The sequence below is a fragment of the Novosphingobium sp. ST904 genome (assembly GCF_001298105.1).
Lineage (GTDB): Bacteria > Pseudomonadota > Alphaproteobacteria > Sphingomonadales > Sphingomonadaceae > Novosphingobium.
On record NZ_LGJH01000104.1, the window covers coordinates 1 to 24019 of the forward strand.

General features: G+C 65.3%; 22 protein-coding genes and 3 pseudogenes. 20 read left to right on the top strand and 5 right to left on the bottom strand.

All coding sequences use genetic code 11. The features are described 5' to 3' along the window. Positions 1–384: 384 nt before the first annotated feature. The 16 genes and pseudogenes from ADT71_RS03410 (at position 385) to ADT71_RS03480 (ending at position 17007) form a co-directional block, all read left to right on the top strand. Positions 385–4561: pseudogene (locus tag ADT71_RS03410) on the top strand (strawberry notch-like NTP hydrolase domain-containing protein). 60 nt (positions 4562–4621) lie between these two features. After that, positions 4622–5470: a hypothetical protein gene (locus tag ADT71_RS03415; protein WP_054435131.1), complete on the top strand. Its 849-nt coding sequence runs from the start codon at positions 4622–4624 to the stop codon at positions 5468–5470. After that, positions 5359–5964, top strand: a complete 606-nt coding sequence (locus tag ADT71_RS03420) for an RES family NAD+ phosphorylase (RefSeq protein WP_054435134.1) — start codon at positions 5359–5361, stop codon at positions 5962–5964. Before ADT71_RS03415 ends, ADT71_RS03420 begins: the two co-directional genes overlap by 112 nt. A 180-nt stretch (positions 5965–6144) precedes the next feature. After that, positions 6145–7389: a MucR family transcriptional regulator gene (locus ADT71_RS03425; RefSeq protein ID WP_054435136.1), complete on the top strand. Its 1245-nt coding sequence runs from the start codon at positions 6145–6147 to the stop codon at positions 7387–7389. 194 nt (positions 7390–7583) lie between these two features. Beyond that, positions 7584–7877 (top strand): annotated as a pseudogene (locus ADT71_RS32740) (ParB/Srx family N-terminal domain-containing protein); the annotation flags it as partial. A gap of 75 nt (positions 7878–7952) precedes the next feature. Then, complete coding sequence (locus ADT71_RS03430; RefSeq protein ID WP_231635538.1) at positions 7953–9923, top strand: chromosome partitioning protein ParB; 1971 nt, start codon at positions 7953–7955, stop codon at positions 9921–9923. 102 nt (positions 9924–10025) lie between these two features. Beyond that, complete coding sequence (locus tag ADT71_RS03435; protein WP_054435170.1) at positions 10026–10952, top strand: ArdC family protein; 927 nt, start codon at positions 10026–10028, stop codon at positions 10950–10952. Between the two features lie 30 nt (positions 10953–10982). Next, the gene (locus tag ADT71_RS03440; RefSeq protein WP_054435139.1) at positions 10983–11624 is read left to right on the top strand and encodes a hypothetical protein; all 642 of its coding nucleotides are present in this window, start codon (positions 10983–10985) and stop codon (positions 11622–11624) included. Between the two features lie 60 nt (positions 11625–11684). Next, a complete protein-coding gene (locus ADT71_RS03445; protein WP_054435142.1) occupies positions 11685–12191 on the top strand; it encodes a hypothetical protein in 507 nt (168 codons plus the stop codon). A gap of 14 nt (positions 12192–12205) precedes the next feature. Then, positions 12206–13417 carry a type IV secretory system conjugative DNA transfer family protein gene (locus ADT71_RS03450; RefSeq protein WP_054435145.1) on the top strand — a complete coding sequence of 404 codons (1212 nt, stop codon included), beginning with the start codon at positions 12206–12208 and terminating at the stop codon, positions 13415–13417. 37 nt (positions 13418–13454) lie between these two features. Beyond that, the gene (locus ADT71_RS03455) at positions 13455–14699 is read left to right on the top strand and encodes a hypothetical protein (RefSeq protein ID WP_197282902.1); all 1245 of its coding nucleotides are present in this window, start codon (positions 13455–13457) and stop codon (positions 14697–14699) included. After that, on the top strand, positions 14696–14953 hold the full coding sequence (locus ADT71_RS03460; RefSeq protein ID WP_054435148.1) for a hypothetical protein: 258 nt from the start codon (positions 14696–14698) through the stop codon (positions 14951–14953). Before ADT71_RS03455 ends, ADT71_RS03460 begins: the two co-directional genes overlap by 4 nt. 107 nt (positions 14954–15060) lie before the next feature. Next, the gene (locus ADT71_RS03465) at positions 15061–15444 is read left to right on the top strand and encodes a hypothetical protein (RefSeq protein WP_231635534.1); all 384 of its coding nucleotides are present in this window, start codon (positions 15061–15063) and stop codon (positions 15442–15444) included. A gap of 1 nt (position 15445) precedes the next feature. Next, a pseudogene (locus tag ADT71_RS32745) lies at positions 15446–16370 on the top strand (hypothetical protein). An 80-nt stretch (positions 16371–16450) separates the two neighbouring features. Next, entirely contained in the window at positions 16451–16729 is a 279-nt protein-coding gene (locus ADT71_RS03475) for a helix-turn-helix domain-containing protein (protein WP_054435151.1), read from the top strand. Between the two features lie 83 nt (positions 16730–16812). Further along, a complete protein-coding gene (locus ADT71_RS03480; RefSeq protein ID WP_054435152.1) occupies positions 16813–17007 on the top strand; it encodes a hypothetical protein in 195 nt (64 codons plus the stop codon). Positions 17008–17100: 93 nt separating this feature from the next. Here the strand turns inward: ADT71_RS03480 and ADT71_RS03485 are convergent, their stop codons facing one another. The 4 genes from ADT71_RS03485 to ADT71_RS03495 all read right to left on the bottom strand — a co-directional run bounded on the left by ADT71_RS03485 (position 17101) and on the right by ADT71_RS03495 (position 19603). Next, on the bottom strand, positions 17101–17580 hold the full coding sequence (locus ADT71_RS03485) for a hypothetical protein (RefSeq protein ID WP_132469991.1): 480 nt from the start codon (positions 17578–17580) through the stop codon (positions 17101–17103). Further along, positions 17574–17843, bottom strand: coding sequence for a hypothetical protein (locus tag ADT71_RS31115; RefSeq protein ID WP_132469993.1), 270 nt, complete (start codon positions 17841–17843; stop codon positions 17574–17576). Before ADT71_RS31115 ends, ADT71_RS03485 begins: the two co-directional genes overlap by 7 nt. 55 nt (positions 17844–17898) lie before the next feature. Next, positions 17899–18801: a hypothetical protein gene (locus tag ADT71_RS03490; protein WP_156336455.1), complete on the bottom strand. Its 903-nt coding sequence runs from the start codon at positions 18799–18801 to the stop codon at positions 17899–17901. 334 nt (positions 18802–19135) lie between these two features. After that, positions 19136–19603, bottom strand: coding sequence for a hypothetical protein (locus tag ADT71_RS03495; RefSeq protein WP_054435163.1), 468 nt, complete (start codon positions 19601–19603; stop codon positions 19136–19138). A gap of 334 nt (positions 19604–19937) precedes the next feature. On the opposite strand from ADT71_RS03495, the gene ADT71_RS03500 reads away from it, so the two are divergent. Further along, positions 19938–20603 carry a hypothetical protein gene (locus tag ADT71_RS03500; protein WP_132469998.1) on the top strand — a complete coding sequence of 222 codons (666 nt, stop codon included), beginning with the start codon at positions 19938–19940 and terminating at the stop codon, positions 20601–20603. 87 nt (positions 20604–20690) lie between these two features. Here ADT71_RS03500 and ADT71_RS03505 read toward each other — a convergent pair whose 3' ends face one another. After that, entirely contained in the window at positions 20691–21305 is a 615-nt protein-coding gene (locus ADT71_RS03505) for a hypothetical protein (protein WP_054435167.1), read from the bottom strand. A gap of 1029 nt (positions 21306–22334) precedes the next feature. Between ADT71_RS03505 and ADT71_RS03510 the strand changes: the two genes are divergently transcribed. The 3 genes from ADT71_RS03510 to ADT71_RS32750 all read left to right on the top strand — a co-directional run. Then, on the top strand, positions 22335–22757 hold the full coding sequence (locus tag ADT71_RS03510; RefSeq protein WP_369818158.1) for a DUF736 family protein: 423 nt from the start codon (positions 22335–22337) through the stop codon (positions 22755–22757). A 95-nt stretch (positions 22758–22852) separates the two neighbouring features. Further along, complete coding sequence (locus tag ADT71_RS03515; RefSeq protein ID WP_231635536.1) at positions 22853–23614, top strand: hypothetical protein; 762 nt, start codon at positions 22853–22855, stop codon at positions 23612–23614. After that, positions 23530–24019: DUF2493 domain-containing protein (locus tag ADT71_RS32750; protein ID WP_231635537.1), on the top strand; the 490-nt coding region annotated here is incomplete at its 3' end. The genes ADT71_RS03515 and ADT71_RS32750, both read left to right, overlap by 85 nt.

Here is a 24019-nt window from a genome sequence, read left to right on the forward strand (position 1 = left end):
CCCACGGCTGGGGGCTGGCCGAGGTTCGAACCGCACGGGCATGGTCGCTGCTGCACAGGCTTCCCTGGCTGGGCCAGCTTGGGGTCGCGCCGCTTCGGCCTGGTGACCATTCCCGACAGCGTGAGCGAAACTGATTCTTGCCGGCGATGACGACCTTGCCGGGCGCCGCGCGGTCAACCGCGCGTCGGTGGCCTATGCCAAGCGGGCGGTTGATCCGCACGGACTTCCCATCGGGGGCCAAGGACTGGGCGGGGCGGCTCGCGGCAATGAAGAGAGGAGGGGGAGGAGAGGGGTGAGCTGCCGGTGGGGCAGCCAAGCCCAGGAGACCTCCATGCGCGACCTACTCGATTTCCGGCCGTTACCGATGCCCCGGCGGCGCGGCACATTGCTCAACTGCTGGGCGGCAGGGCAAACATCACCCGCCGCGACCTCAACGAGGCAATGACCTTGGCTTTCGGCGGCAGCGACGCCGACGGCCACTGGACCCAGCGCGACAGCTTCGAGATGCTCGAGCACGCGCTTGCCCTCCATCTTTCGCGTAGCGGCCATGGGCTTGGGTCGCTGAGCGATCTTGCAGCCCTGTCCGGCCTGATGGGACGCTTGCCCACGCAGACGGTGCGCAGCGAAGAGCAGATCGATCTCCAGCAGTTTTCGACCCCCGCCGATATTGCGGGCCTGGCGGTCTTGCTCGCCGCGATTGGTCCTGAGGACATTGTCCTGGAGCCCAGCGCGGGCAATGGCCTACTGATCGCGCAAGTTGGGCCATGTGCAGGCCTTCAGCTCAATGAGATCGACGACCGCCGCCGCGAACGCCTCGCGCATGTCTTTCCCGGCGCGGCGATCAGCGGCCACGACGGCGCGGCCCTTGTCAGCCTTCATGCCGGCCTCCCAAAGCCAAGCGTCGTCCTGATGAACCCGCCCTTCGCGCGCAGCCTTGGGCGCGGCGCGGACTCGCTTGCCGCGCTGCGGCACCTCCAGGCGGCGATCAAGCGGGTGTGCGCCGGAGGCCGCGTGGTTGCAGTCATGCCCGACTGGTTCGCTGCCAATACGCGTCTCAATGCGGCTTACGCGACGATCCTTGCCGGTTGCACCGTAGAGCGGTCGCTGCGGCTCGAAAGCTGCTACCGCAAGCACGGCACCGAGATCGCCGTGCGGCTTTACGTAATCGACAAGGTCCCGGGCGATATCACGCCGACCATAGTGCACTGCAATGAGGTGGCGCACTGCATCGAGAGCGTGACCATCCCGCCCCGGTGCAGGGATGCGCATGGCGCGGCGGAGGAGGGCGCCGCTCGGACACCAGTGTCGAGCAGCCGTCCAGCCATGTTCGGCGCCGCGCGCAAGGCCAAGGTCGTAGCGCCGCGGCCCTATCACGCGCCTACGCGCAATGCCGTGCTTCCGGTCGCTTACACCACACTCGAAAGCCCGGCCCCGCTTGCCGAACAGGTCGGCGTCTATCTGCCCTACCGGCCGAGCCGGATCGTCTTCGATGTCGCCGCGAGCATCCGACCGCCCTCGTCGAATCCGTCGCCATGGGTTCGATCCCGGCGCCGATCCCCAGCCACATCCCGCATCTTCCAGAGCGCACGGTGACCGATCGGCTGCTTTCCTCCTCGCAGCTCGAAACGGTGGTCTACGCAGGCCATGCCTGGTCGCAGATGCTGCCCGGCAAGTTCGTCCCGGAAAAGGAAGGGGTTGGGCTCAAGCTTGATCCCGAGGGCAGGGCTTATCGCAAGGGCTTCTTCCTCGGCGACGGCACCGGTGCGGGCAAAGGGCGACAGATCGCGGCGTGTATCCTCGACAACCGCCTGCAGGGGCGCCGCCGGCACATCTTCGTCACCAAGAATGAGCCACTGCTCGAAGATATCCGGCGCGATGTGACGGCACTGGCCGGCCTCTCGGCCGACGTGCAACCGCTCTCCAACTGGAAGATCGATCAGCCGATCCAGCTGGAGGAAGGCATTCTCTTCGTCACCTATCCGACGCTGCGCTCGCAGCGCGCGGAGCATTCACGGCTCCAGCAGATCATCGACTGGGCCGGCCCCGACTTCGACGGGGTGATTGCATTCGACGAGGCCCATGAGATGGGCGGTGTCGCCGGCGGCGAGGGTGCGCTGGGCGTCAAGGAAGGATCGCAGCAGGGCATTTGCGGCGTACTCCTCCAGAACCATCTACCCGATGCGCGCGTACTCTATGCGTCCGCTACGGGCGCTTCCGACGTCAACAATCTCGCTTATGCGGTTCGCCTCGGTCTGTGGGGGCCGGAGACGGCGTTCGCCGACCGCGCCGCGTTCATTTCCAGCATCCGCCAGGGCGGGATTGCAGCGATGGAACTGGTCGCCCGGGATTTGAAGGCGCTCGGGCTCTATACTTCGCGGGCGCTAAGCTTCGCCGGGGTCGAATACGAAGTGCTGCGCCACGAGCTGACGCCGATCCAGATCGAGATCTACGACTCCTATTGCGCGGCCTGGCAAGTCATCAACACCAACCTAGAGGCCGCTCTGGAGGCGACCAATGTCGTCGATGCCTTCGAAGGGCGCACGCTCAACAGCGGTGCCAAGGCAGCGGCGCGCTCGCGTCTCGAAGGAACCCGCCAGCGCTTCTTCGGCCAGGTGCTCCTCTCGATGAAACTGCCCACGGTGATCGCCGCGATCGCCCGGCACCTCGAGGCCGAGCAGTCGGTGGTGGTCCAGCTCGTCACCACGGCCGAAGCGATTCTCGATCGGCGGCTATCGCAGATGTCGGCGGAGGAGCGCGCGGATCCCCAGATCGAGCTTTCTCCGACCGACCAGATCGTCGACTACCTGATGCGCGCCTTTCCCACCCGGCAGATGGAAGTCTTCACCGACGATAGCGGCAATCCCTTCTCGCGGCCGATGAGCGATGCAGACGGGCATCCGGTCCATAACCCCGAAGCGATCGCGGCGCGCGACAGCCTGCTCGAGCATCTCTGCGCGCTGCCGCCGATCAAGTCGGGGCTCGACGCGCTGATCGAGCATTTCGGGGCCGACCGGGTTGCCGAAGTGACCGGGCGCTCGAAACGGCTCGTTACAACCGGGGACGGGCGCCAGAAGGTCGAAACGCGCACACCGCGCACCAGCCAGGCCGAGGCCGGCGCCTTCATGGACGGGACCAAGAGGGTCCTGGTCTTTTCCGATGCCGGCGGCACGGGCCGCTCCTATCACGCCAGCCTCGGCGCCGCGAACCGTCAACAGCGCGTGCACTTCCTGCTCGAACCGGGATGGCGCGCCGACCGGGCCATTCAAGGGCTCGGGCGAACGCACCGCACCCATCAAGCATCGACGCCGTTGTTCCGCCCGGTCACGACCAACTGCAAGGGCGAGTTGCGCTTTACCTCGACGATTGCCCGCCGGCTCGACAGCTTGGGCGCCCTGACGCGCGGGCAGCGCCAAACCGGAGGGCAGGGCTTGTTCGATCCCGCCGACAATCTCGAAAGCGATTATGCCCGTGATGCGCTGGTGTCCTGGTTCCATCTGCTCAACGATGGCAAGCTCAAGAGCACGACGATTGGCGAGTTCACATCGCTCACCGGCCTCGAAATCTTCGATAGCGACGGCGTCCTGAAGGACGAGCTGCCGCCGATCCAGCGCTGGCTCAATCGCCTGCTCGCTCTTCCGATCGCGCTGCAGAACCGGATCTTCGAGGAATTCCTCGCGCTTGTCGAAACCCGGGTTGCTGCCGCGCGCGAGGCCGGAACGCACGATGTCGGTGTCGAGACCATCACGGCCGATACCGCGAGAGTGGTCGACGACGTCGTGCTGCGGACCGATCCCAATTCGGGCGCGACGACGCACCTGTTGACGATCGAGATTGCGCGCCGGAAGACGCCGATCTCGCTGGAACGTATCCTCGAGGCTGCCCGGTGGGCCGACAAGCCGGCCTTCGTTATCAATGCTCGCTCGGGCAAGCCCGCACTGCGCTCGCGCGCCCGTTCGTGGATGGGCGAAGAGGGCGAGCCGATCCCGCGCGTCGAACTGCAGCGTCCATGTCGCCGCGAATTCATGCGGGAGGACAGTCTTGCCGAAAGCGCCTGTGAGGAAGTCGACGAGGCGGCGTTTGCCGCGGCTTGGGCGAGCGAAGCAGCCGAGGCCGCGCAGCAGCTCGAAACCCAGACGATCCGTCTCGCGACCGGGCTCCTTCTGCCGATCTGGTCGGCGCTGCCGTCCGATCATCTCGCCGTCAACCGCGTGGTCGACAAGCACGGCAACAGCTGGCTTGGCCGCCTCGTGTTCGACCAGCACGTCGTCGGGCTCTATACCAAGCTGGGCCTCGCGCGCAGCGAAGAGATGCCCGTGGATGCGATCGCGGCTTCGGTGTTGTCGGGGCGCACCGTCCAGGTCAGCCATCCCTTTGAAATGACCTTCGGCGCTCGATCGTGAACGGCAAGCACCGGGTGGAAATCGTCGATGCACCCGCCGGGCGGCTCCCGTGGCTCAAGAGCCTGGGCTGCTTCACCGAGATCATCCAGTACCGCACGCGGGTCTTCGTGCCCGCGAACGGCGCCGAGACCGTCATCGGTGCGATATTGAAAGCGGCGTAACTTTGGGGTGCCGAGCTTACCGAACTTGACGAACTTTACGAGAATGGATAGTTTGCAGCCATGAGCCAGCCCCAAACCCGCCGCGAAGGACCTACCCGCAAGTCGGGCAACTGGATGATGCGCAACCCGAGCACCGGACAGTTTGTCAGCGTTGCCCATGGTTCGAGCAAGGCCATCGCGATGCCCAAGGAAATCGGCCGCGCCTTGTCGATCCCGACCGACGCGCTCGAAGTCGTCATCGAGGCGCTGCGAGCCGCGACGGCAAGAAGCCGCAGCGATGGCACGGCGCTCCAGTTCACCGTCGAGGTCAAGCCCAATGGCAAGCCGCGTATCGTCGATACGGCGGCGGAACCGGTCGGTAAACCGGCGAGCGAGACCGATGCCGAACTCGAGGCGGCGCTCGCCGCGGCGCGGGCACGCGGCCGCGACCGTGTGGCCGAAATCCTGGCCGGCCCCGACATGCTCAGCGCCGAGGATTTTGCCAAGCACCTGGGAACCACCCGCGCGACGATCAACACCAAGCGCGTGGGCAAGCAGGTTCTGGGGCTGCAGGGCGCGACGCGCGGCTATCGCTATCCCGACTGGCAGATCGGCGAAGACGGCGGCCTTTCGCGGCTTTGCCTGCCCTGTTTGCAGTCTTGGGCGACAGTCCCTGGGCGGTCTACCGCTTCCTCGTGCAGGAGCATGGCGAGCTGGGCGGCTTCACTGGCGCCGAAGCGCTGCGCCGCGGGCAGGACGGCGAAGTGCTCGAAGCGGCGGAGAGCGTTGCGCGCGCTTTTGCCTGAATGTCGGCCCGAATGTCGGATTATCCAACGCCAGCCTTTGCGCGGGTCGACCTCGACCTCGCGACCATTCCTGCAGGGGAAGTCTACCAGCGCATCTTTCTTTCACGCTTTCCCGATCCCCTAGGGTTCGGGAAGACGCCGAGCCGTTTCAGCGATCCGAGGCGCCGTATCGCGGCCAACCGCTTCGGAGTGCTCTACCTCGGCTCGTCGCTCAAGGTCTGCTTCCTCGAAGCCACGCTGCGCGATCGACGCAATGGGCAAGTCGGCGACTATCCGATCGAAGAGGTCGAATTGCGCGAGCGTGTGGTTGCCCATATCACATCGACCCGCCCGCTCACGCTTGTCGATTTGCGGCACGATGGTCCGGTGCGCATGGGCATCCCGACCGATGTCGTGCGCGCGTCCTCGCAGACGCTTTCGCGGGGCTGGTCGCTCGCTCTTCACGATCATCCCGCCAAAGTCGACGGGATCATCTACCCGTCGCGCCTCAACGACGAGGTCAACCTCGCCATCTACGAGCGGGCGGTGCCGGCCCTGCGGTCGGTTCACAAGTCGCCTTTGATTTTGGCACCAGGTTTCGCCTCGGTACTGAACGATCTCAAGGTTGCTCTGGTCTAGTAAACCGAGGTTATGCTTTGCAGCATTCGTTCGCTTTAATCACTATCGGTTATGGGCGATGAGCAGATACGACTGCGTAACAGGGCAAAAAACGACCGGTGCGCGCAGGATAAGCCTTTACATGCCACGCGATAGGGCGAAAGTGCAGTTCCTACCGTGACCCGTTGAGGAAAATTCCACATGTCGCAAGCCGAGCAACCGGAACTGGCCCGTCTCACAGTCGAACTGCTGAGCGCCTATGTCGCTAACAACACTGTTGCGAGCGGTGATCTTGCCGGACTGATCGAGGCGACGCGCGCAGCGCTTGCCGGCGAAAGGCAAGCCGGCGGCGAGCCGGCCCCAGAATTCGTTCCGGCTGTATCGGTTGAGGCAAGCCTTGCGTCGCGCGATCACATCGTAAGTCTCATCGATGGCAAACCTTACAGGGCTTTGAAGCGCCACCTCACCAACAACGGGCTGACGCCTGAAGAATACAAGGCGCGGTATGGTCTTCCGGCCAACTACCCGATGGTTGCGCCCAGCTATTCAGAACAACGCAGCAGTGTTGCCAAAAAGATGGGTTTGGGGGGATCTGCGGACAAGAGCTCGGCAGCGCGTGCAGCCGCCAAGACCTCTGCCAAGGCGTCGGTCCCGGCTGCCGAAGTTGAAGTAGCAACCAAGCCCGCCGCGAAGGTAGCAATGGTCAAGGCGAAAGCGCCCAAGGTCGCTAAAGCACCCGCTACAGCACCTGCAAAGGCGCCGAAAAAAGCTCCTGAGCCCCAGGCGAAAGATCAAGGCTCGAGCGCGGTAGCGCCTGTTGTCGAGGCGAAGCCAGCACGCAAGGCGGCTCGCACGAAGTCTGTGCCGCCCGTCACAGTCGCCAGCAATGCTCCCACCTCGACCGAGACACCGGCTGTAGCTGCCAAGGCCGCGAAGCCGGTGAGCGCTACTGGCAAGGCAACTAAGGCCAAGGCTGCAGGCACGAAGCACGCGTCGGTCAAAACGCCTGTAGCGGCGGGCAAAGTCGCCTCGGTGAAGGCGAACTCTGTAGAAAATTCCGAGACAGCCGCTCCGGCCGTGAAGACTGACGCGCAGGCAGTGGCGCACGCTGCTCCAGCGCCCTCGGCAAAGCCCGCACGCAAGATGGCGCGCCCCAAGTCGGCAGCGCCGGCGGCTGCCAAGAGTGATGTGCCGGCTCCGAAGGCCGGTTCCGAGAGCTCGGGCAAGGATCGCAAGAAACTGGGACTGCGTTTCGTTTCGCGCGCTCTTGAGGGCGAGGCCAGTGAAGCCGCGGCTACCAAGGTTAAGGGCAAGGCCGGTGCCAGCAACAAGGCTGCCGTCAAGAAGGCTCCGAAGGCTCCTAAAGCCGAGAAGGCGCCCGTAGCAGAGCTGGCCGTCAAGGATGTGCCGGTCAAGGCCGAGCAGCCGGCAGCCGCCGACACCTGACCTGCGGCGAGGGTCACTGCCGGCGGGTCCCGCTGACGATTCCTCAATGATAGATGCGGCGGCCATCCGATGGCCCGCCGTTTTTATTTGGGCGGTGTGCGGGGGGAAGCGCCCGCGCGGGTCCAGGATGCCGGCTGCGGGCGCGGGCGATGGCCCTAGCATCAGAGCGGCCGGGGAATGAGAGCGGGAGAGGGATGGGATTTGGTGTCCGGGAATTGGCCGGACGCCAGAAGAAGGTGAAATCCCATGATCCAGACCGTGAAACTCGCCAAGCTGGTGGCCTCCGAGATCAATGTGCGCAAAGCCGCGACGACCTCATCGAACAGTTCGCCGCCGATATTTCCGCGCGCGGCATCCTCCAGAACCTCATCGTCACCTCGGTGAAGAAGCCGCGCGGCGCCTTCGCCGTGATTGCCGGTAGCCGGCGTCACCGCGCGCTCCTGCTCTTGGCCGAACGCGGCGAGATCGATGCCGTGACCTACGATGTGCCGGTACTTTTGCTCAATGGCGACGAGAGCCAGTTGTCCGAGGCCTCGCTTGCGGAAAATTTCCATCATCTCGCCATGTCGCCGGCGGACGAATGCCGGGCGTTCCAGCACTTTCTGGGACAGAACGGCGATATCGATGCGGTCGCCAAGCGCTTCGGTATTACCCGCCGTTTCGTGGAAGGCCGTCTGCGCCTTGCGAACCTCGCCGAGCCGATCTTCGAGGCCCTCGCCGCTGGCCGGCTCACGCTCGACATGGCCAAGGCCTATGCCTCGACCGAAAGCCATGAGCGCCAGATGATGGTCTGGAACAGCCATGGCACATATGGGCACTATGGCGCCGATACCATTCGCCGCGTCATCGCCAACGAGAGCATGAAATGGAGCGAGCCGATCGCGCGACTTGTCGGCGAGGACGCTTATGTGGCGGCCGGCGGCGCGATCGACCGCGACCTCTTCAGCGAGGACGGCGACCGCTGGATCAATCCCGAGATCGCGCAAAATCTCGCCGCGGCGCTGATGGAAGCCGAAGCCAGGCGCATCGGCGAGGAACGCGGCCTGGCCTGGATCCGTCCGGTCGCCGGAACCTCGACCTGGGATGCGGCGCGCGGCCTTCACCGGGTCAGCCTGCCGACCGAGCCGCTCTCCGAGGCCGAGTTCGCGCGCATCGGCGAAATCGAGGATCGCATCGCCGTGATCCAGACCGAAATGGCGGACGAGGAACTTTCCGACGAGGCTTACGAGGCCCTCGATGCCGAAAACGACTTCCTGGCCGATGAGCTGGCAGCGATCAGCCATCACCGCCCAGCGATCCTGCCCCCCGAGATCGCGCCGCGCGTTGGGTTGTTTCTCACGCTTTCGCGCGAGGGCGCGATGGAACTCGACGAAACCTACTACAGCGAAACGCCGCTCCGCGTGACGATGGTCGATCCCGAGGAGGTCGAAGGCGACGAAGCCGGCGAGCTTGGCCCGGACGATGACGCAGGCGCCCAGGATGGCGATGCGCCTGACGAGCAGACCGGCGGCGAGGCCGATGGCGAGAACACCGCTCGCGCTCCGCGCGCGCCGACCTTCCGGATCGAGGAAGGGGCGGCCACGACCGCCTCGGGTAAGTCCGCCGAAGTCGATCCTGATGCGGCAGCCCCGGGCGGCGCCGCGTTCAGCAAAGTGCTGTCCGATCAGCTCGCGGTGCAGCGCCGCGACGTCCTGGGCGCAGCGATCGTTGCTAGCCCTGCTCTTGCTCTCGACTACCTGCTCTTTGTCATGGCCGACGAGCGCTCGGGCCAGTGGTTCGAAAGCGGCACGAGCATCCGGGCATCGCGGCCGCAGGACCCGGGGCTTGCCGAAAACATGCCGGCCTCGCGGGCGAGAGACTACCTTGCCGAAGTGCGCGAGGGTCTCGACGCGGCCTGGACCGAGGACGACACGAAGATCGGCCGGTTCGATGCCTTCCGCGCGCTCGACGACGAAGCCAAGGCGGCCTGGCTCGCCTGGGTGGTCGCGACTTCGTTCGAGGCCAAGGAAAGCGGCGCGACCCGCCAGAACGCCCTGCAGAATCGCCTGGCGACGATCCTCGAAATCGACGTGGCGAGCTGGTGGCGCCCGACTTCGGAAAACTTCTTCGACCGGGTTTCGAAGAGCGCGCTGATTTCGTTGCTCGACGACGTCGGCGGCCCGGCGCTCTCTGGACGCCATGCTAGCCAGAAGAAGGGCGATATTTCGGCATCGTGCGAGAAGCTCTTCGCGGGCGATGTCGTCATCGAGGAGGAGATCAAGCAGAAGGCGCTCGCCTGGGTGCCCGCCGCCATGCAGTTCGCGCAGAGCGCCCCCGAAGACCCCGAAGCCGAGGACGATTTGGCGAGCCTGATTGAGGACGCACTGGATGGCGCCGGCGATGGTCCGGATGATGGCGAGACGGGCGATGGCGGGGAAGACCTCGATATCGATGGAAACGATGCTGGCATCGGTGAGTCTGATGGCGGCGACGAATCTCCGCATGTCTTCGGCGACGACGATGCGCTGAGCGAATGGTCCGAGGCCGCCGAGTAGGACCCCTGAACTGATTTGAGCAGGCTGCCGGCGTCGATCCGCGATGCCGGCAGCATCGTCTGCGCGCCTCAGGCGCCGCCAGCCAGCACCAGGATTTCAGCCATGACGTCCTTCCCGCAGTCTTCGCGCGACATTGCCCGCGAGGTCACCAAGATCATCATTTCGCGCCTCGAGGCAGGGACCGCGCCGTGGCGGCGCTGCTGGTCCCTGACTGGTGAAGGCGGACGTCCGCTGCGCCACGAAGGCACGCCCTATAGCGGCATCAATTGCCTCTGGCTCTGGTCGATCGCCGATATGCGCGGCTACCGCAGCCGCTACTGGATGACCGCACGCCAGGCCGCGGAACTGGGCGGCCATGTCCGGCGGGATGCCCGCCCGACGATGTCGATCTACGCGTCGACCTTCCGCAAGGCCGGGCAGCCGAACCTTCTCGGCGAGACGGCAGTCCGCTTCATCCGCTTCCTGCGCCACTACGTGATCTACAATGCCGAGGAGATCGAGGGCCTCCCGCGCTACTTCTATCCGCGCGACATTGCGCCGACGCCGGCGTTGCTTTCCGAACGGCAGGAGGCGATCGATGCCTTCTTCGCGCCGATCCCCGCCGAAATCCGTCATGGCGGCGACGAGGCCTATTTCCACCCGCTGCGCGACTATGTGCAGCTTCCAAGTCCCGGCAGCTTTCGCAGCGGTGACGGCTATGCCTCGGTAAAAGCGCACGAGCTGGCGCATTGGAGCGGCGGCAGGGCCCGGCTCGACCGGACGTTCGGCAAGCGGTTTGGCGATGCGGCTTACTGCGTCGAGGAACTTGTCGCCGAATGCACCAGCGCGGCGATCTGCGCCGAACTGGGCCTGCCGAGCGAGCTTCACGACAGCCACGCGAGCTACATTGGCGAGTGGCTTGAGGTGCTGCGCACGGACCACACAGCGATCTTCACCGCCGCCGCCAAGGCCGAGCAGGCCTTCCACTTTCTGCGCGCTTTCAGCCAGCCCGGTCCCCCGCCGGGCAAGGGCGCCGAGCGCGTGCACTGATCTTGCCCCAACAGACAGGGAGACATCGCCATGGGCTGGCTCTTCATGCACCATTGTCACATGGGCGGGCACAAGACCGCCAAGGCCTACCTCGATGCCCAGTTCACCTATTCGCATATCGGCGAGGATGGTTCTGTTCGCGGACTGCGCGTGCTCGCATCGGCCTGCCCCGGCAACCGAGTCTGGTACGCGGCCGCACAAGTTCTCGAAAATGATGTGCCGGGCGAAGTCTTCGCCATCGTCTGTCTCGTGCGCTGGGACCCGCGCAGTACCGACGGGCACCAGTTCGGCTACAAGGACATGACCGAAACCATGGGCCCCTATGAGGACGGCTGTCCGGCGAGGATCCTCGACATGCTGTCGCCGACCACCAACGCGCATGCGCACGACTGGCGCCGCCGTTGCCGGGCCAATCTGCAGCGCCGATCGCGCAAGATCGTCGATGGTATGCGTATCAAGCTCGCGCGCGCGCTGAGTTTCACCGACGGCCACCATGGCGACACGTTTATCGTCGTGAAGCGCGGGGCGATGATCACCTTTCGCCCCGAGGGCGGGCGCGGCCACTACCGCATCCGGCGCTTTCGCGAGCTCGATTGGTCGGTCGTTCCAGAAACCCGAGTGCATCGCACCATCTTCGCCGCGGCGCCCGGGCCGGGCTCCTCGCAGCCATGACGATCGAGATCGTCGTCGGATTGCCCCACTTGATCGAATTCCCTGAAGGAAGTGTGTCCCATGCCGGATTCGTCGCCCAGTCCCGGGTTGCCGCTCGCGCCTTTGCTGCTTGCACGCTACCGCATCGATGTTGCCGAGCGGTGGCTCACCAAGCCACGTCCGCCTTTCGATCCTCCCGACCATGAGATCGAATATTACGACATCGCCGTCGCCCTCGAGCTGGCGCTCAAGGCCTGGCTCGCGCTCAACGGGCATAGCGACGAGTGGCTGCGCCGGCATGTCGGCCATGATCTCGCCAAGGCGCGGACCTTGTGCGCGGCATTCGGCCTCCAACTACCCCCGGTGATCGGGCCGGTCCTGCTGCTGATCCACCCCTTCTACATGGAGGGCGGTTTCCGCCGCCCGAACAAGATCGAATGGCCAGAAGCTCACTTGCGCAATGTGCGTCTGCCGCTGCGGGTGTTCTTCGGTTTCATCGAGGCCGGGATCGCTCGCGCCGAGGCCGAGCAGGCAAGCGCTGAACACCACTCCCAGCAATCATCGCCAGCGAGAAAGGACCCGCGATGAGTAATCTTGCCGTTATGCCCTCTGTGAGCTCGCAGCCACCGACCGTGTCGCCGCGCAATGCCGTGCCGATCGGTCGCCACATGCATGGGCTGCTCGAACTCGATCTCGACAAGGTCCTTGCCGGCCGCATGCTGCTCCAGGGCGGCTCGGGCGCGGGCAAGAGCCGGACCATGCGCCGGATCGTCGAGGAGGCCTTCGATTACGTCCAGACCATGATCGTCGATCCCGAAGGAGAGTTCGGCAATCTTGCCGAGCACATCGGAGCCACCACGCTCAAGGCCGGCGAGATCGCCGCCGATGGTCTCACCGCCGCAGCCATGCGCGCGCGGCATCACCGCATCGCACTCCATCTCGATCTTACCGACCTCGATCCCGAGCAGCGCATCGTCAAGGCCTCGGCCTTCTTCGCCGGGCTCATCAGTGCGCCGCGCGAGGACTGGAAGCACACCGTGCTGGTCGCCATCGACGAGGGCCATCTCCTCGCGCCGCACCTGGCGGGTTCCGCACGCGATGCCGAGACGCGCCGCCTCGGGGTCGCGACGCTCACCGATTTGTGTGCCCGCGGCCGCAAGCGCGGGATCGCGCCGATCATCGCCACGCAGCGCCTTGCCAAGCTCTCGAGTTCGGTCGTCTCCGAGCTTCAGAACTTCCTCATCGGCGTCAACGTTTTCGACCGGGATATCGCCCGCGCCGCCGACATTCTCGGCTTCACGCGTAGCGAGGCCGAGAAGCTGCGCATGCTTCAGCCCGGCGACTTCTATGCGCTCGGCCCGGCGCTCTCGTGCACCCCGGTGCTCGGGCATATCGACGAGACCATCACCGCGCATCTCGGCGCGACGCCTGAGTTGCACGCCGCCGCGGATCTCGACCGTGCGGAAGCCGAGCGTCTGCTTGATCTTGGCGCCCTGCGCGAAGCACACGTGCCGCGCGACGAGGTGTTGAAGCTGCGAGGTACGCGCGCGCTCGATGCTTTCTTGCTCGACGAGGCGGCGCCAGTGGCGAGCGCGATATGCCTTGCGCTCAAGACCATTTCGCCCAATGCGACGACGAGCGAGGAACTGGCGCGTCACCTTGCGGCGACCACTGAGGCCGTGGACCAGGCGCTCGATGTGCTCGCAGCGCTCGGCGCTATCGATACGATGCCGCGCGGGCAGGGCCGTATGGCTCGGCTCCATGCGCGATTGCGCGCGAAACTGAGCGATGTGCCGGTCGCGCTGCTGTCATGATCGGTGACAGTAAGCCCATTCTAGTCGAGCTGGTTTCTTGCCCGTCGCTGCCCAGGCCGGGCGCCAGCTCGGTGAAATGCCGTTTCGGGCCGATGCCTGGACCCCGACCGAAATCCGCCAGCTGCGGCAGCTGTTCGCCGACGATCTACCGATCGGCGAAATCGCCAAGGCCCTGGGGCGGGGAAGGGGCGGCGTCGCCGACCGGATCTGCCTGCTCGGCCTGCGCCGGCACAGCTTCCGGTCCTGGACCTCGATCGAGGACGAGGATCTGGTCCGGCGCTACGGGCAGGATGCGACCGCGACAATCGCGGCGGAACTCGGCCGGACCTGCGCAGCCGTCTATGCCCGCGCGGCCTTGCTCGATCTTTCCGAAGGCAATGCGCCGGACTGGACGCCCTGGGAAGATGCTCAGTTGCGGGCCGGGTTTGTCGCCGGCATATCCACCGCGCAGATCGCGACGATCGTGGGGCGTACGCATTCGGGACTGGTCAGCCGCGCGTCCAAACTCGGCCTTAGGCATCCGAACTTCTCGCCGGGTTGGTCGAACGCCGAGATCGAGCGGGTGCTTGCCCTGGCCGAGGCCGGACATCGTTATGCAGCGATCGGGCAAATGCTCTGCGCTGAAGGCTTTGTGGCACGGACCAAGTCGGGCGTTCGGGGCCTCATGAACCGGCTCGGGGCAGGCAAAGGCTGGGGGCGTTTTTGGAGCGATGAGGAAGACGCGCTGCTGATCCGCGCCTACCAGACCAATGCCAGTCTGACGCCGCTGCGGCAGCGCCTCGGTCGTAGCGGCAGTTCGATCCGCTGGCGCGCCGACTATCTTGGTCTCCGGGGCACGCATGGCCGGACCAGTGGCTGGCGCGGCGGCCCGGACTGGACGGAGGCCGACGTTGCCCGGCTGCGCGAAGGCTACGGGAAGGTGCCCACGGCCGAGCTCGCGCGGGCCATGGGGCGCAGCAAGGCCTCGATCTTCACGCGCGCCAATCTTCTCGGCCTGGTACACGGCTTCCATCGGCCTTGGAGCGATGAGGAATGCGCCGCGCTCGAAATCGCCTTTGCGCGGGGCATCGCCATGGCCGATCTCGCTGCGGCGCTTGGGCGCAAGCAGGCGGCGGTTCACAAATACGCGGCAAATCGCGGCTTCAGATTCGGACGCCGGGCCAAGGCCGTGTTCGTCATGAGCGTCGCGGACATTCTGAAACTTGGCCGGCAAACTGGAGAGGAGGGGGAGGAGAGGAGTGACGGCATGAACAGTGCGCCGGAACAGGAGACTTCCCGATGACCCATCCGCTGCAAACCCCGATCCCGAATGGCGACAACGACGGCACCAAGCTCCTCCTGTGGCCCGACGGCACATGGTGCTGGCACGAGGATTACCGCCCCTGCGACTACACCCATGTGTCCGACGAATTCGAAGTCATCGACTTGTCGGGCATGCCGGCAGTGAAACGCACGGCGGGCAATTTCCCGGACGTCTTCACGGATGCGGGCGAGCACATGGGCGGCTCGCGCCCCGTTCGATCCGCGGAGGCCTGAGCCATGGCCAATCGCGTTTCCGCGTCAATAGAGATCGGCGGTAGCGTTAGCCCCGAGGATTTTGCGGCGCTCGCCGGGATCATTGCGGGCGACGGCCTTTCCCTCGAATGGACGGCGAGCCGTTCGAGCCCCAAGATCACGTTTGGGGCCAATCACTCAGGCTCGTTGCGCACGAAGTCGCGTGGGGCCGCTTCGAAGCGCTCGAAGCACGGTGCCGCGATCTCGGCCTGGCCTATGTTCGCTGGTACGGCGGCTACTGCTCGGATTGGGGGGCCGGGCGCGTCGTCTTCACAGGGGAGGGCGTGCCTAGCGGTTACACTGCGGACGAGGAAGATACGGTCATGATGAGCCGCGATCTGCTGCAAAAGCTGGGATCTCTCGAAGCGGCATTGGCCTGGTTCGCTGCAGCAGATTTCGCAGTGCCGCCGCTCGTGGTCACCGATGGTACCGGCGATGCAAGGCAGACTGCATTCCCGCCCGAGGACGCGTGAGATGGCCACGCTTACTGCAGCACAACAGCCGGATCATCCGCCAGCCCCGACCGTCCTCGCCTACGGCGTGGGCGTCGACAGCACCGGCCTGCTGGTCGAACTGGCCAGTCGCGGGGAGCCGCCCGACCTGGTGCTGACCGCCGACACCGGCGTCGAGAAACCCCTGACTTATGCCTATCTGGACGTCATCGGGCCGTGGATGGCGGCGCGAGGGATCCGTCACGAGATCGTGCGCTACGAGCCCAGGCGCTTCAAGCACTGGCCGCCCTACCACTCGTTGCTCGAGATGGCGCTCACCAATGGGACGCTCCCGAGCAAGAGCCTGGGTGGCAGCAGTTGCTCGCTCAAGTACACGAAGGCGCCGCAAGACGCCTTCCTCAAGACTTGGCAGCCGGCAATCGATGCCTGGGCGCGCGGGCAAAAGGTCGTGCGGCTGATCGGTTTCGATGCGGGCCCCCGCGACACGATCCGCCATGCCCACGCGGCGAAGATCGAGGATCCGCTCTACAACTATCGCCATCCGCTGCGCGACTGGGGCTGGACGCGAGGCCTGCGCGCGCCGTATCGAGGCCGAAGGGCTACCCGTACCGCCCAAGTCGAGTTGCTGGTTCTGTATCGGCATGACTCCGCAGGAGGTCCGCGATCTGCCCGCATGGTGCCTGCGCCTACTCGTCCTGGTCGAGGCGCGGGCGGCGCCCCGCCTCCACATCGTCGAAGGGTTGTAGCGCAAGACCACCCGTGCCCGGCCCGGCCGAATGACCGATTTCATCAGGCACGAACGGCTTCTGCCCGCCGGAGAGATCGACCGGATCGCGCGCGATGCGCCGCTCGATCTGATCCGCTTCCAGGACGTCGCTGCGACCATCCCGCTCGAGGAACGCCCGACGATGCGGGACTGGCTCGACCGGTTCAATGCTGGCCTGTGATTCCAGCTTGTCCGGCGGCGAATATTCACCGTTGGCCGCGTGATGAGGCCGAGAGAGGACGACCATGACCTTTTGCCACGGTGCAGCAGCGCCTGGCGCGCAAGCTGCTGATGTATCACGATCGCATCGGCCACGACGAAATGCCGCTGACCCATGAGAACATGTCGGTCATTCTCGGGGTACGACGCGCCAGCATCACCCACGCGATCCACAATCTCGAATCCGAGGGCTGGATCAAGGCGCAGCGGGGTCTGGTCATCATCCGTGATCGCGAAGGGCTCATGCGCTATTGCGGGCCGTTCTACGGCGTTGCCGAGGCGCGCTACGAGGAAATCATGAAGCAGCCCGACAATCGCTGAGGAGCGGGGCCCAGGAGCGTTGAAGCCCCGCTACCGCCGTTTGGCGCGCCCGGCCACCCCAGGTCAGTCAAAGGAATTGCGCCATGACTTTGCCGAACTTCTCCCCTCGGCGGCAGCGGCTCGCCTCGTTCGAGAACGCCTATGCCGTGGCCGTCCAGCTGCGCGAGGCGACCGGCGCCGAGCAGTTCGTCGTGCGCACCGGCAACCCGCTCCAGCCCTTTCGCGTCTCGCCGCGGCGACCCGGCCGCGCCGAGACAATCCTGGCGCTGGTCGCCTGATCGTTCAGTGCTGGGGCGGGGGTGACCTCGTGCTCCATCGCGGCCGCCGACGGGCCCTGCATCGCTGGCACGCCGGTTGGCACCGCGGTTCGTTCAGGGGGCATGGAAGCAGTCGGACAACTGCCTAAGGCGAACCGGGCCGGGAGCATGTGTGAAATCGCCCGGCGTGTTTCCGAGATCCGCGACCAGATCCGGGAAGTTCTCTTCCGTGAACCAGCCCTGGTCGCGTCCGATCCGAATGGCCCAGCAATCCGCGTCCGCTTCGTTTCCACGCGTGACCAGATGGCCGCATTCATGGGCAAAAATGAACAGTTGCACAGCGGTTGGCCGCTCCGCCAACCGCGTTGGGTTGATGACCAACATGGTTCCGGCGGGCGTTATCGTCGCCATTCCGACGTCGGGCAGCGCGTAGTCGAGAAAGATGGGATGCGGTCCGCACTGCGCGAGGTTGCCCTCGATCAGATAGGGCGACGGCGCGGGCAGGGGCTGGGCCAAACTCGTTCCCGGAGCGGACGTGACCGCAATTGCAGCGATCATGGCGGCGGCCGATGCGTGCCTGATCCGTCTCAACATGCTTCGCATCCGACGTGATCCGGCGCCGAGCCTCCGGCGGAACAGAAATACTCGACCCTGGCACCGCCATTCGCGCACGTCCCGCAGGCGTAATAGACGACCGTGCATGCCCCACCTGCTTCGAGCACCCGGCGCAAGGCGGGGTCTATCGCGTGAGGCTCCTCCAAAAAGCGCTGGATCTCGGTTCCGGCCAGCAGTGAGCCCGCGCAACCCGCGGCCCTCGCCGCCTCAAGATCGACATGCAGCGTTGCCAGTTTGGTCATTCGTTCCCCCCGTCGGTATTTCAGTTGGTGATCATGAAAAAGCGCGTTCGCCAGCTTACGGCGTTCCAGTTATGGAAGCCGTCGCTGGCCCAGGTGGTGTTCGGCGCGATGGTGACGCTGCCAGTGCCCCACAGCCGCTCGCCCGAGGCATCGAACATGTAGACTTCGTATCCCATGGTGGTGGGGACGTGCCGCTGTTCGCGAACCCGAAACGATAGGAATGCCCGCCGTCGGTCGTCGATTGCGAAAATGTCGCGGGTATCGGTTGCGGCAGGGGGCCGGGTGAGGGCTGGGGCGGGAGCGGCACCGGCGGGGCGGCAGGAATGAGGCAGCCATTCTTGCGGCGCGCCGCATCGGACCAATACTCGGGCACCATCGTCACAAGCACGTTGGTGAGCCGGAAGTGCGCGCTTTCCTGGTTGAACAGACTGCCTTTCCCGCGCGCGTCGAGCGTCATTGTCAGCGTTCTGAAGCGCCGCGTCTTGCCCGGCCCGTCCTGCAGGTAGGCCGAGGCTTCAGTGAGGAAGCGATTGTCGCCGCGATCTTTCGAAATACTGTAGATCACCCGGCAGATCTGCGATCCCTCCGGCGCGGTGACGACTTCCTTCGAGAGGCACTTGTCGTTCCAGCTCGCCTTGCACCACCATTCACCCCAGCCTGCGAGGCCTTGGGTCTGCGAGTACGTGTCCACCAGTCCATCGCGGGCCAGCGTGCAGTGCTCGACGATCAAGGCTTGGCGATGCTGTTCCGGCGCTATGCCCAATCCTTCCGCCTGAAACCCCGCGTCGCGGCGCGTCGGCTCGGGAAGCGCATTCCACCAGGCGTCCTTGCCTGCTTCGGTCTCGCACTGTTTCGCTGCCACGGTGTCGGGCGCGATTAGAAAATGTACCTCTTGCGCCTCGGCCAAACGCGGCATCAAAACGCCGAGCACAGTCAGGCATAGTAGCCAACGGATCATGATTGCCCCCCCGGGAATGGCGCAAACTGACCCGATTGCGGCCGAAGCACAAGAGGAGATCGGCAGAAGATCGCGATGCTTGATGCGCGCTCTGGTGTCGGCCATCCCGGGGCATCCAACCCATGGAGCCGCGCACCCGGTCCTGCCCCAATCGGCCAGCGCCATGGTAGCGCCGCAACCGGCGCATAAATTCGTTGTCGACGGGCCTGCGATGCGTTTCAACACGTGCGCTATCGGCAAAGCCATCGACAGCCCCATCGACCACGCAGGGCGGCCGGGTTTGTCCGTAAGGCCGGCCGAGCCGAAACGATCCTCGCGCTGGTGGCCTGATCGCTCAGCGCTTTGCGTGCGTCACCTCGCGCAGCATCTCGGCGGCCGACTTGCCTTCCACCAGATCGCGCTCGGGGATGTACTGGAGCGGCAGGCTTTCCTCGCGCAGGACTTTCGCCATGCGGCCGCGCTGAAGGGCGAGGCCGCGGAGCCATGCAAGATCGACCATGGCCTCGCCGATCGCCTTTTCGCTGAGCAGGTGCCAGAGCCGCATCTGGAACGGGTTCTTCTCGGTCAGGATCTCCTCCAGCGCCAGGAAGCCCTCGCCGTGCCGACGTTTGCTTCTGGCGTCGGCCTCGAGCGCGACAAAGGCCTCAACCATTTCGCCGGTCGCGAAATAGGCGGTGTCGACGCCCTCGCCGATCATCGCGCCCGCCAGCACACGGCGGGTCACCGAGAGTTCGGGATTGTCGAGCGCATCCATCAAGGGCAGGTCGTAATCATACCCGTCCATCGCATCTTTCACGTTCATCCTGAAACTCCTGCAGACAAGGGCGAGTAAGGCCCGGCACGGTCGCGCGGCGCCCTGCGAAGACGTCGATCCGTCCTGCGGCTTATATCCCATTGCTCCAGGCTGGTTCCATACGGGCAGTCCCTTGATCAGCGCATTGAGTGCCGACGAATGGGGTTGCTCTGGCCTTGGTGCGCCCGCGTGCGCGCTGCGGTGCGGCTCCTGCGATAATAGAGCTTGGGAGGCCCCGAGCCTTGTCCCGATCGCCTATAGTGAACCGAGCGAAGATGTGATCGGTGCCGCGCCGCAGCGCGGTTGTCCGGGACCTGGCGGTCCCCGCGCTCGGGAGGTGCCCTTGTCGATTACCCCTGTTTCCCCCGTCGTCCCTGTCACCGCCCCGCTGGCGATCGACAGCGAAGCCGGCTCGTCTCATTCATCGGCGCGCGAGGCGCTGCCTGACGACGCGGCGCCTGCCGATGGAACGTTCCCGGCCGCCGTGCCTGAGGCCAAGTCCACGGGGTATGGCAGCCTGCTCCTGCCATCGACAGGAACCAGTCTGCTGAAGCTGATGGCCGAAGAGGCCGTTCCCGATAGCCATGCAGCGGCGCTGACGCCGCGCCAGTGGCTCGCCCGTTATATGGCGCTCTCGATCGCCAGCCCGCAGGCGCCGCCGCAGATCGGCGACGCGAACTATTATTCGCTGGCCGACCTCGACCTGATCAAGGGCACCACCGGATACAATTTCGTGGTTCTGGATGGCGCCACCGCGGTCGTCGACGACGAAGGGCACCCGGCGCCCGGAGCCATCGGCCAGCAGGTCCAGGCGCTCGCCGCGAAAGTCTCGGGCGACCGCGCGGCAGGGCTGTTCAGCGGCGAAGTCTCGCCCGAGTACCTGCACGGCGTGTTCGCCGAGTTCGCCGATGCCGAGCAGCCGTTCCCCGAGGGCTGGCTCGATAACGCGCTTGGCTATTGGCACGACCACCACGCTTCGGGCGCCATCCACGCAAATCTGCTGGCCTAGCCGGAGAGCCTGGTTGTTGCTTTGGGGGCGAAGGCGGTGCGTCTGGCTGTGCCTGCCTTCCGCGCAAGCCGCGCGTCAGCGCCTGCGCTAGACGCTGTCTTCCGGCTGTTCCTCGTCCGGTGATTCCGTAGCCGGCCTTTGCGCGCGCGCCTGCGTTTGGGCATCGGGCGCCTCGGGATTCGGCCTGTCTGCTTCCAGTGTGTCCTTTCGGGGTGTGTCCTCCGGGGGTGTGTCTTCTTCGGGCGTTGCTTCAGCGGCTATCTCCACTTCGGGCGGCGCGGCGAAGTTCGGCAGGTAGGTGAGGCCCGCCAAGGCGAACACCGAAAGGGTGAAACCATTGAGTTGGACGCTCATGGATCCGGGCACCGAAAACATGATCATGCAGAGCATGACCTCCAGCAGGGCCAGGAAGTAGATCTTGATGGGCACGAGCAGCAGCAGCCCGCAAGTCCATTTGAACACCCTGAACCCGGTCCGTTTGCTGTAGCGAAGAGCCACGAGTGCCGAGAGGACGGCAACGGCAAATGCCACCGGGATGACCCAGGTCATGATCGCCTGGTGCTGCCGGTTGAATTCTCCATAACTGGCGTAGAGCGCCTTGGCCCAGGCCAGGCGATAGTGACCCCGCAGCGCCGGATCGTGCGGGCCGGCAAGCGGGGCAAACTTCAGCAGGACCACGGTAACCAGAAAGGTGCCGAACATGATCCCGCGCAGAAAGTCCGGCCATGGTTCGGCCGTTTGAGGTTGGACGTGTCGAGCATGGCGGTTTCGCGCTTTCCTCCAGATATGAACGGCCTGGGCGGTACGACGGTGGTGGACCGGCAAAGCGCGGGGCGATCGCCCGCAATATGGAATTCGCGCAGGCTTGCTCGAGCCATGCGCGGTACGGCTGCTCTCAGGGCTTTCCAGCGTCATAGAGGCGACCCGGTTTGCCGAGGGTCCCTGCCGATGAAGCCGGCGGTGTCCAGGCGATCTCAGGCGTTTGGCCCGGACGCTTAGGGGCACTGGGGGTGGCCACTTGGGGGGACATTTGGGGCATCCCGCCGGCGGCGGGACCGGGCTCTAGTCGCCTGCGGCTCCCGGAGCTCCGCTATGCGGATCTCCGCCCTTCGGGTGACGATCCCTTGCCCGGGTGTGGCTTTGCCCGGCGCGATGGCGCTCGGGAAAGGTTGAAGGGCTGTGATCGAGCCTTGGGGCCGGCTGCGGCGCTGCGACAGTCAGCCTTCGGCTAAGGAATCATGCGCAGGGGCGCATGATGGTGTCTTTTGGGCCAGTGATTTCACCGCACCCTGCGCCGCCTCCCAGTATCCCTGCGTGGCAGACCCGTCCGCCGGGGTCGGCGCTTGCAGCGCCTCAACAGAAATAACGGTTTCCACCCTCCGGGCGGACCCTCCGCGATTTCTGTTGCCCCCGCCGGCCGCGCCCGCCCCTTGCGACCCTGCGAGGACGGCTCCGTGTGCGATGAAATCAGGCCAGAGCTGCGCCCAACAACACAGTCAGAAGAAGAATTGCCCGCATGGGCGGGCAATACGTCCTTTGTATTTCTGTATGCGGCCCCTGGTCGGGGCCTTTAGTTTGCTCGGACTCACCGTGTACGATGAAATACTGTCAAGAAATCAATGATATTTAGTATTTAGAGGAAAGAGGGTAGAATTATTGTGTCGGAAGGGAAGGGGAGAGGCCCCGGACCAAAGACTAGGGGAGAATCCCCCATTAATTGGAGTAACGCTCATGAACATCGGTACTTTCAAGGTCATCAATGGTCAGCTGCTTGGTTCGATCGCAACCGTCTCGATCGACTTGCCACGTCTCGGCATGCGTCCGGTCGAGAGCGACAACGACAAGGCCCCGGCTTACGAAATCGTGGCGCTCAATGTGGCGCGGCGATGGGTGCAGGTGGGGGCCTTGTGGGAAGCCACCAGCAACTCGACCGGCGAGGTGTTCTATCAAGCCGTCTCGAAGACCCCAGCCTTACCGAACCGCTCCAGATCATGCTCTTCGGCGACAACGAAGAGGGCTACCGGGTGGTCTGGAACCGCCAGACGCCCCGGCGCGAAAACATGGACGGTTCGCGCCAGACCCGGCGTCGCCAGCGGGACGACGGTTTCGGTGAAGGCAACGCCACCGAAGACGGCCGCATCGCCGAGGACCTGAACGACGAAATCCCCGCGTTCTAAGCCCGGACGGGAAGGGAGAGGGCTGGACCCCCTCTCCCGACCCTGCTCGCAACCACTGCCAAGGATTGCACCATGACCAAGGAAACGAATAACCGCAGGTTTAACGATTTCGCAGCGCTCGGTGAAGCCCTCGGAATGACCCCCGAGGAGTACCGCGCAGCTAGCCGCGAGGAAGCAGTTGCCGAGGCGATCCGCGAGGATACCGCCAGCGATGCGTTCCACCTCGCCTTCGACGACGTGAACGCGCTTTCGATCCTCGATCCGCGCGGCGAGCGCGAGGAACTGGAGATGCCCGGGCCCGAGGAGGCGCAGCACGATTGCCGCGCCATCGTCATGACCGTGTTCGACCTCTTCCGTGATACGCGGCTCGAACCCTGCGCGCAGGGCATCGCATGGGGCATCGTCAATTCGTTCCACTACGAAGCCGAGAAGGTGGCGCGTGAGGAAGACACCCTTTCCCGCGAGCTTGGCGAGATGGCGCGCGATCCCGACGGCAGCGAGATTTACAGCGCCGAACTCGAAGACCTGCAACTGCGCGCGCAGACCAAAATGGAACAGCGCGCAGCGCTCGAATGCATGCGCGATTATGCGGCCGAATGCTACCGGGCACAGACCGGCCATCCATGGAGCGCTGCGCGCGCTCGAAAGTGTCGAGCGCGACCACGGCGAGCCAGATCGCCGCTGCCGATTTCCTCAAAGCCCGCGCCACCGCGCTACGCGAAAAGCGCAATCCAACCGGGCCGCTTGTGGTGTTTTCCGGCGGGCAGGAGTGGCACGATTTCCAGCCGCTTTACGACCGGCTCGACCAGATCAAGGCGCGCATTCCCACGATGACGCTGTGCACCACCGGCCAGCGCAAGGGATGCGATGCCATCGCCGCCGCATGGGCTGCGCGCAATGGTGTCCCGCTTGTCACGTTCGCCCCGCAGGCCCGGCACGGGCGCGCCGCCGGGTTCAAGCGCAATGACCAGCTTGTGAGCCTGCGTCCTGTCGAAGCGGTGATCTGTCAGGGTTCGGGTATTCAGAGCCACCTGCTCGATGCCCTCAAGGACGCGAACGTGCCCGTCCATGCCTACCGCTACGATGCGCAGCGCCCCACGCTGCCGAAGCCAAGCGGCAGGGTCGCGGGCTGGGGCTGGGGTGACATAGCGGGGCGGCGAGCAGCGGCCGCCCCACGGTTTCCTTGGCAGGAGCATGGGGTCAGCGGCGGGCATTCCCCGGCGCTGGCCCTTTGTCGTT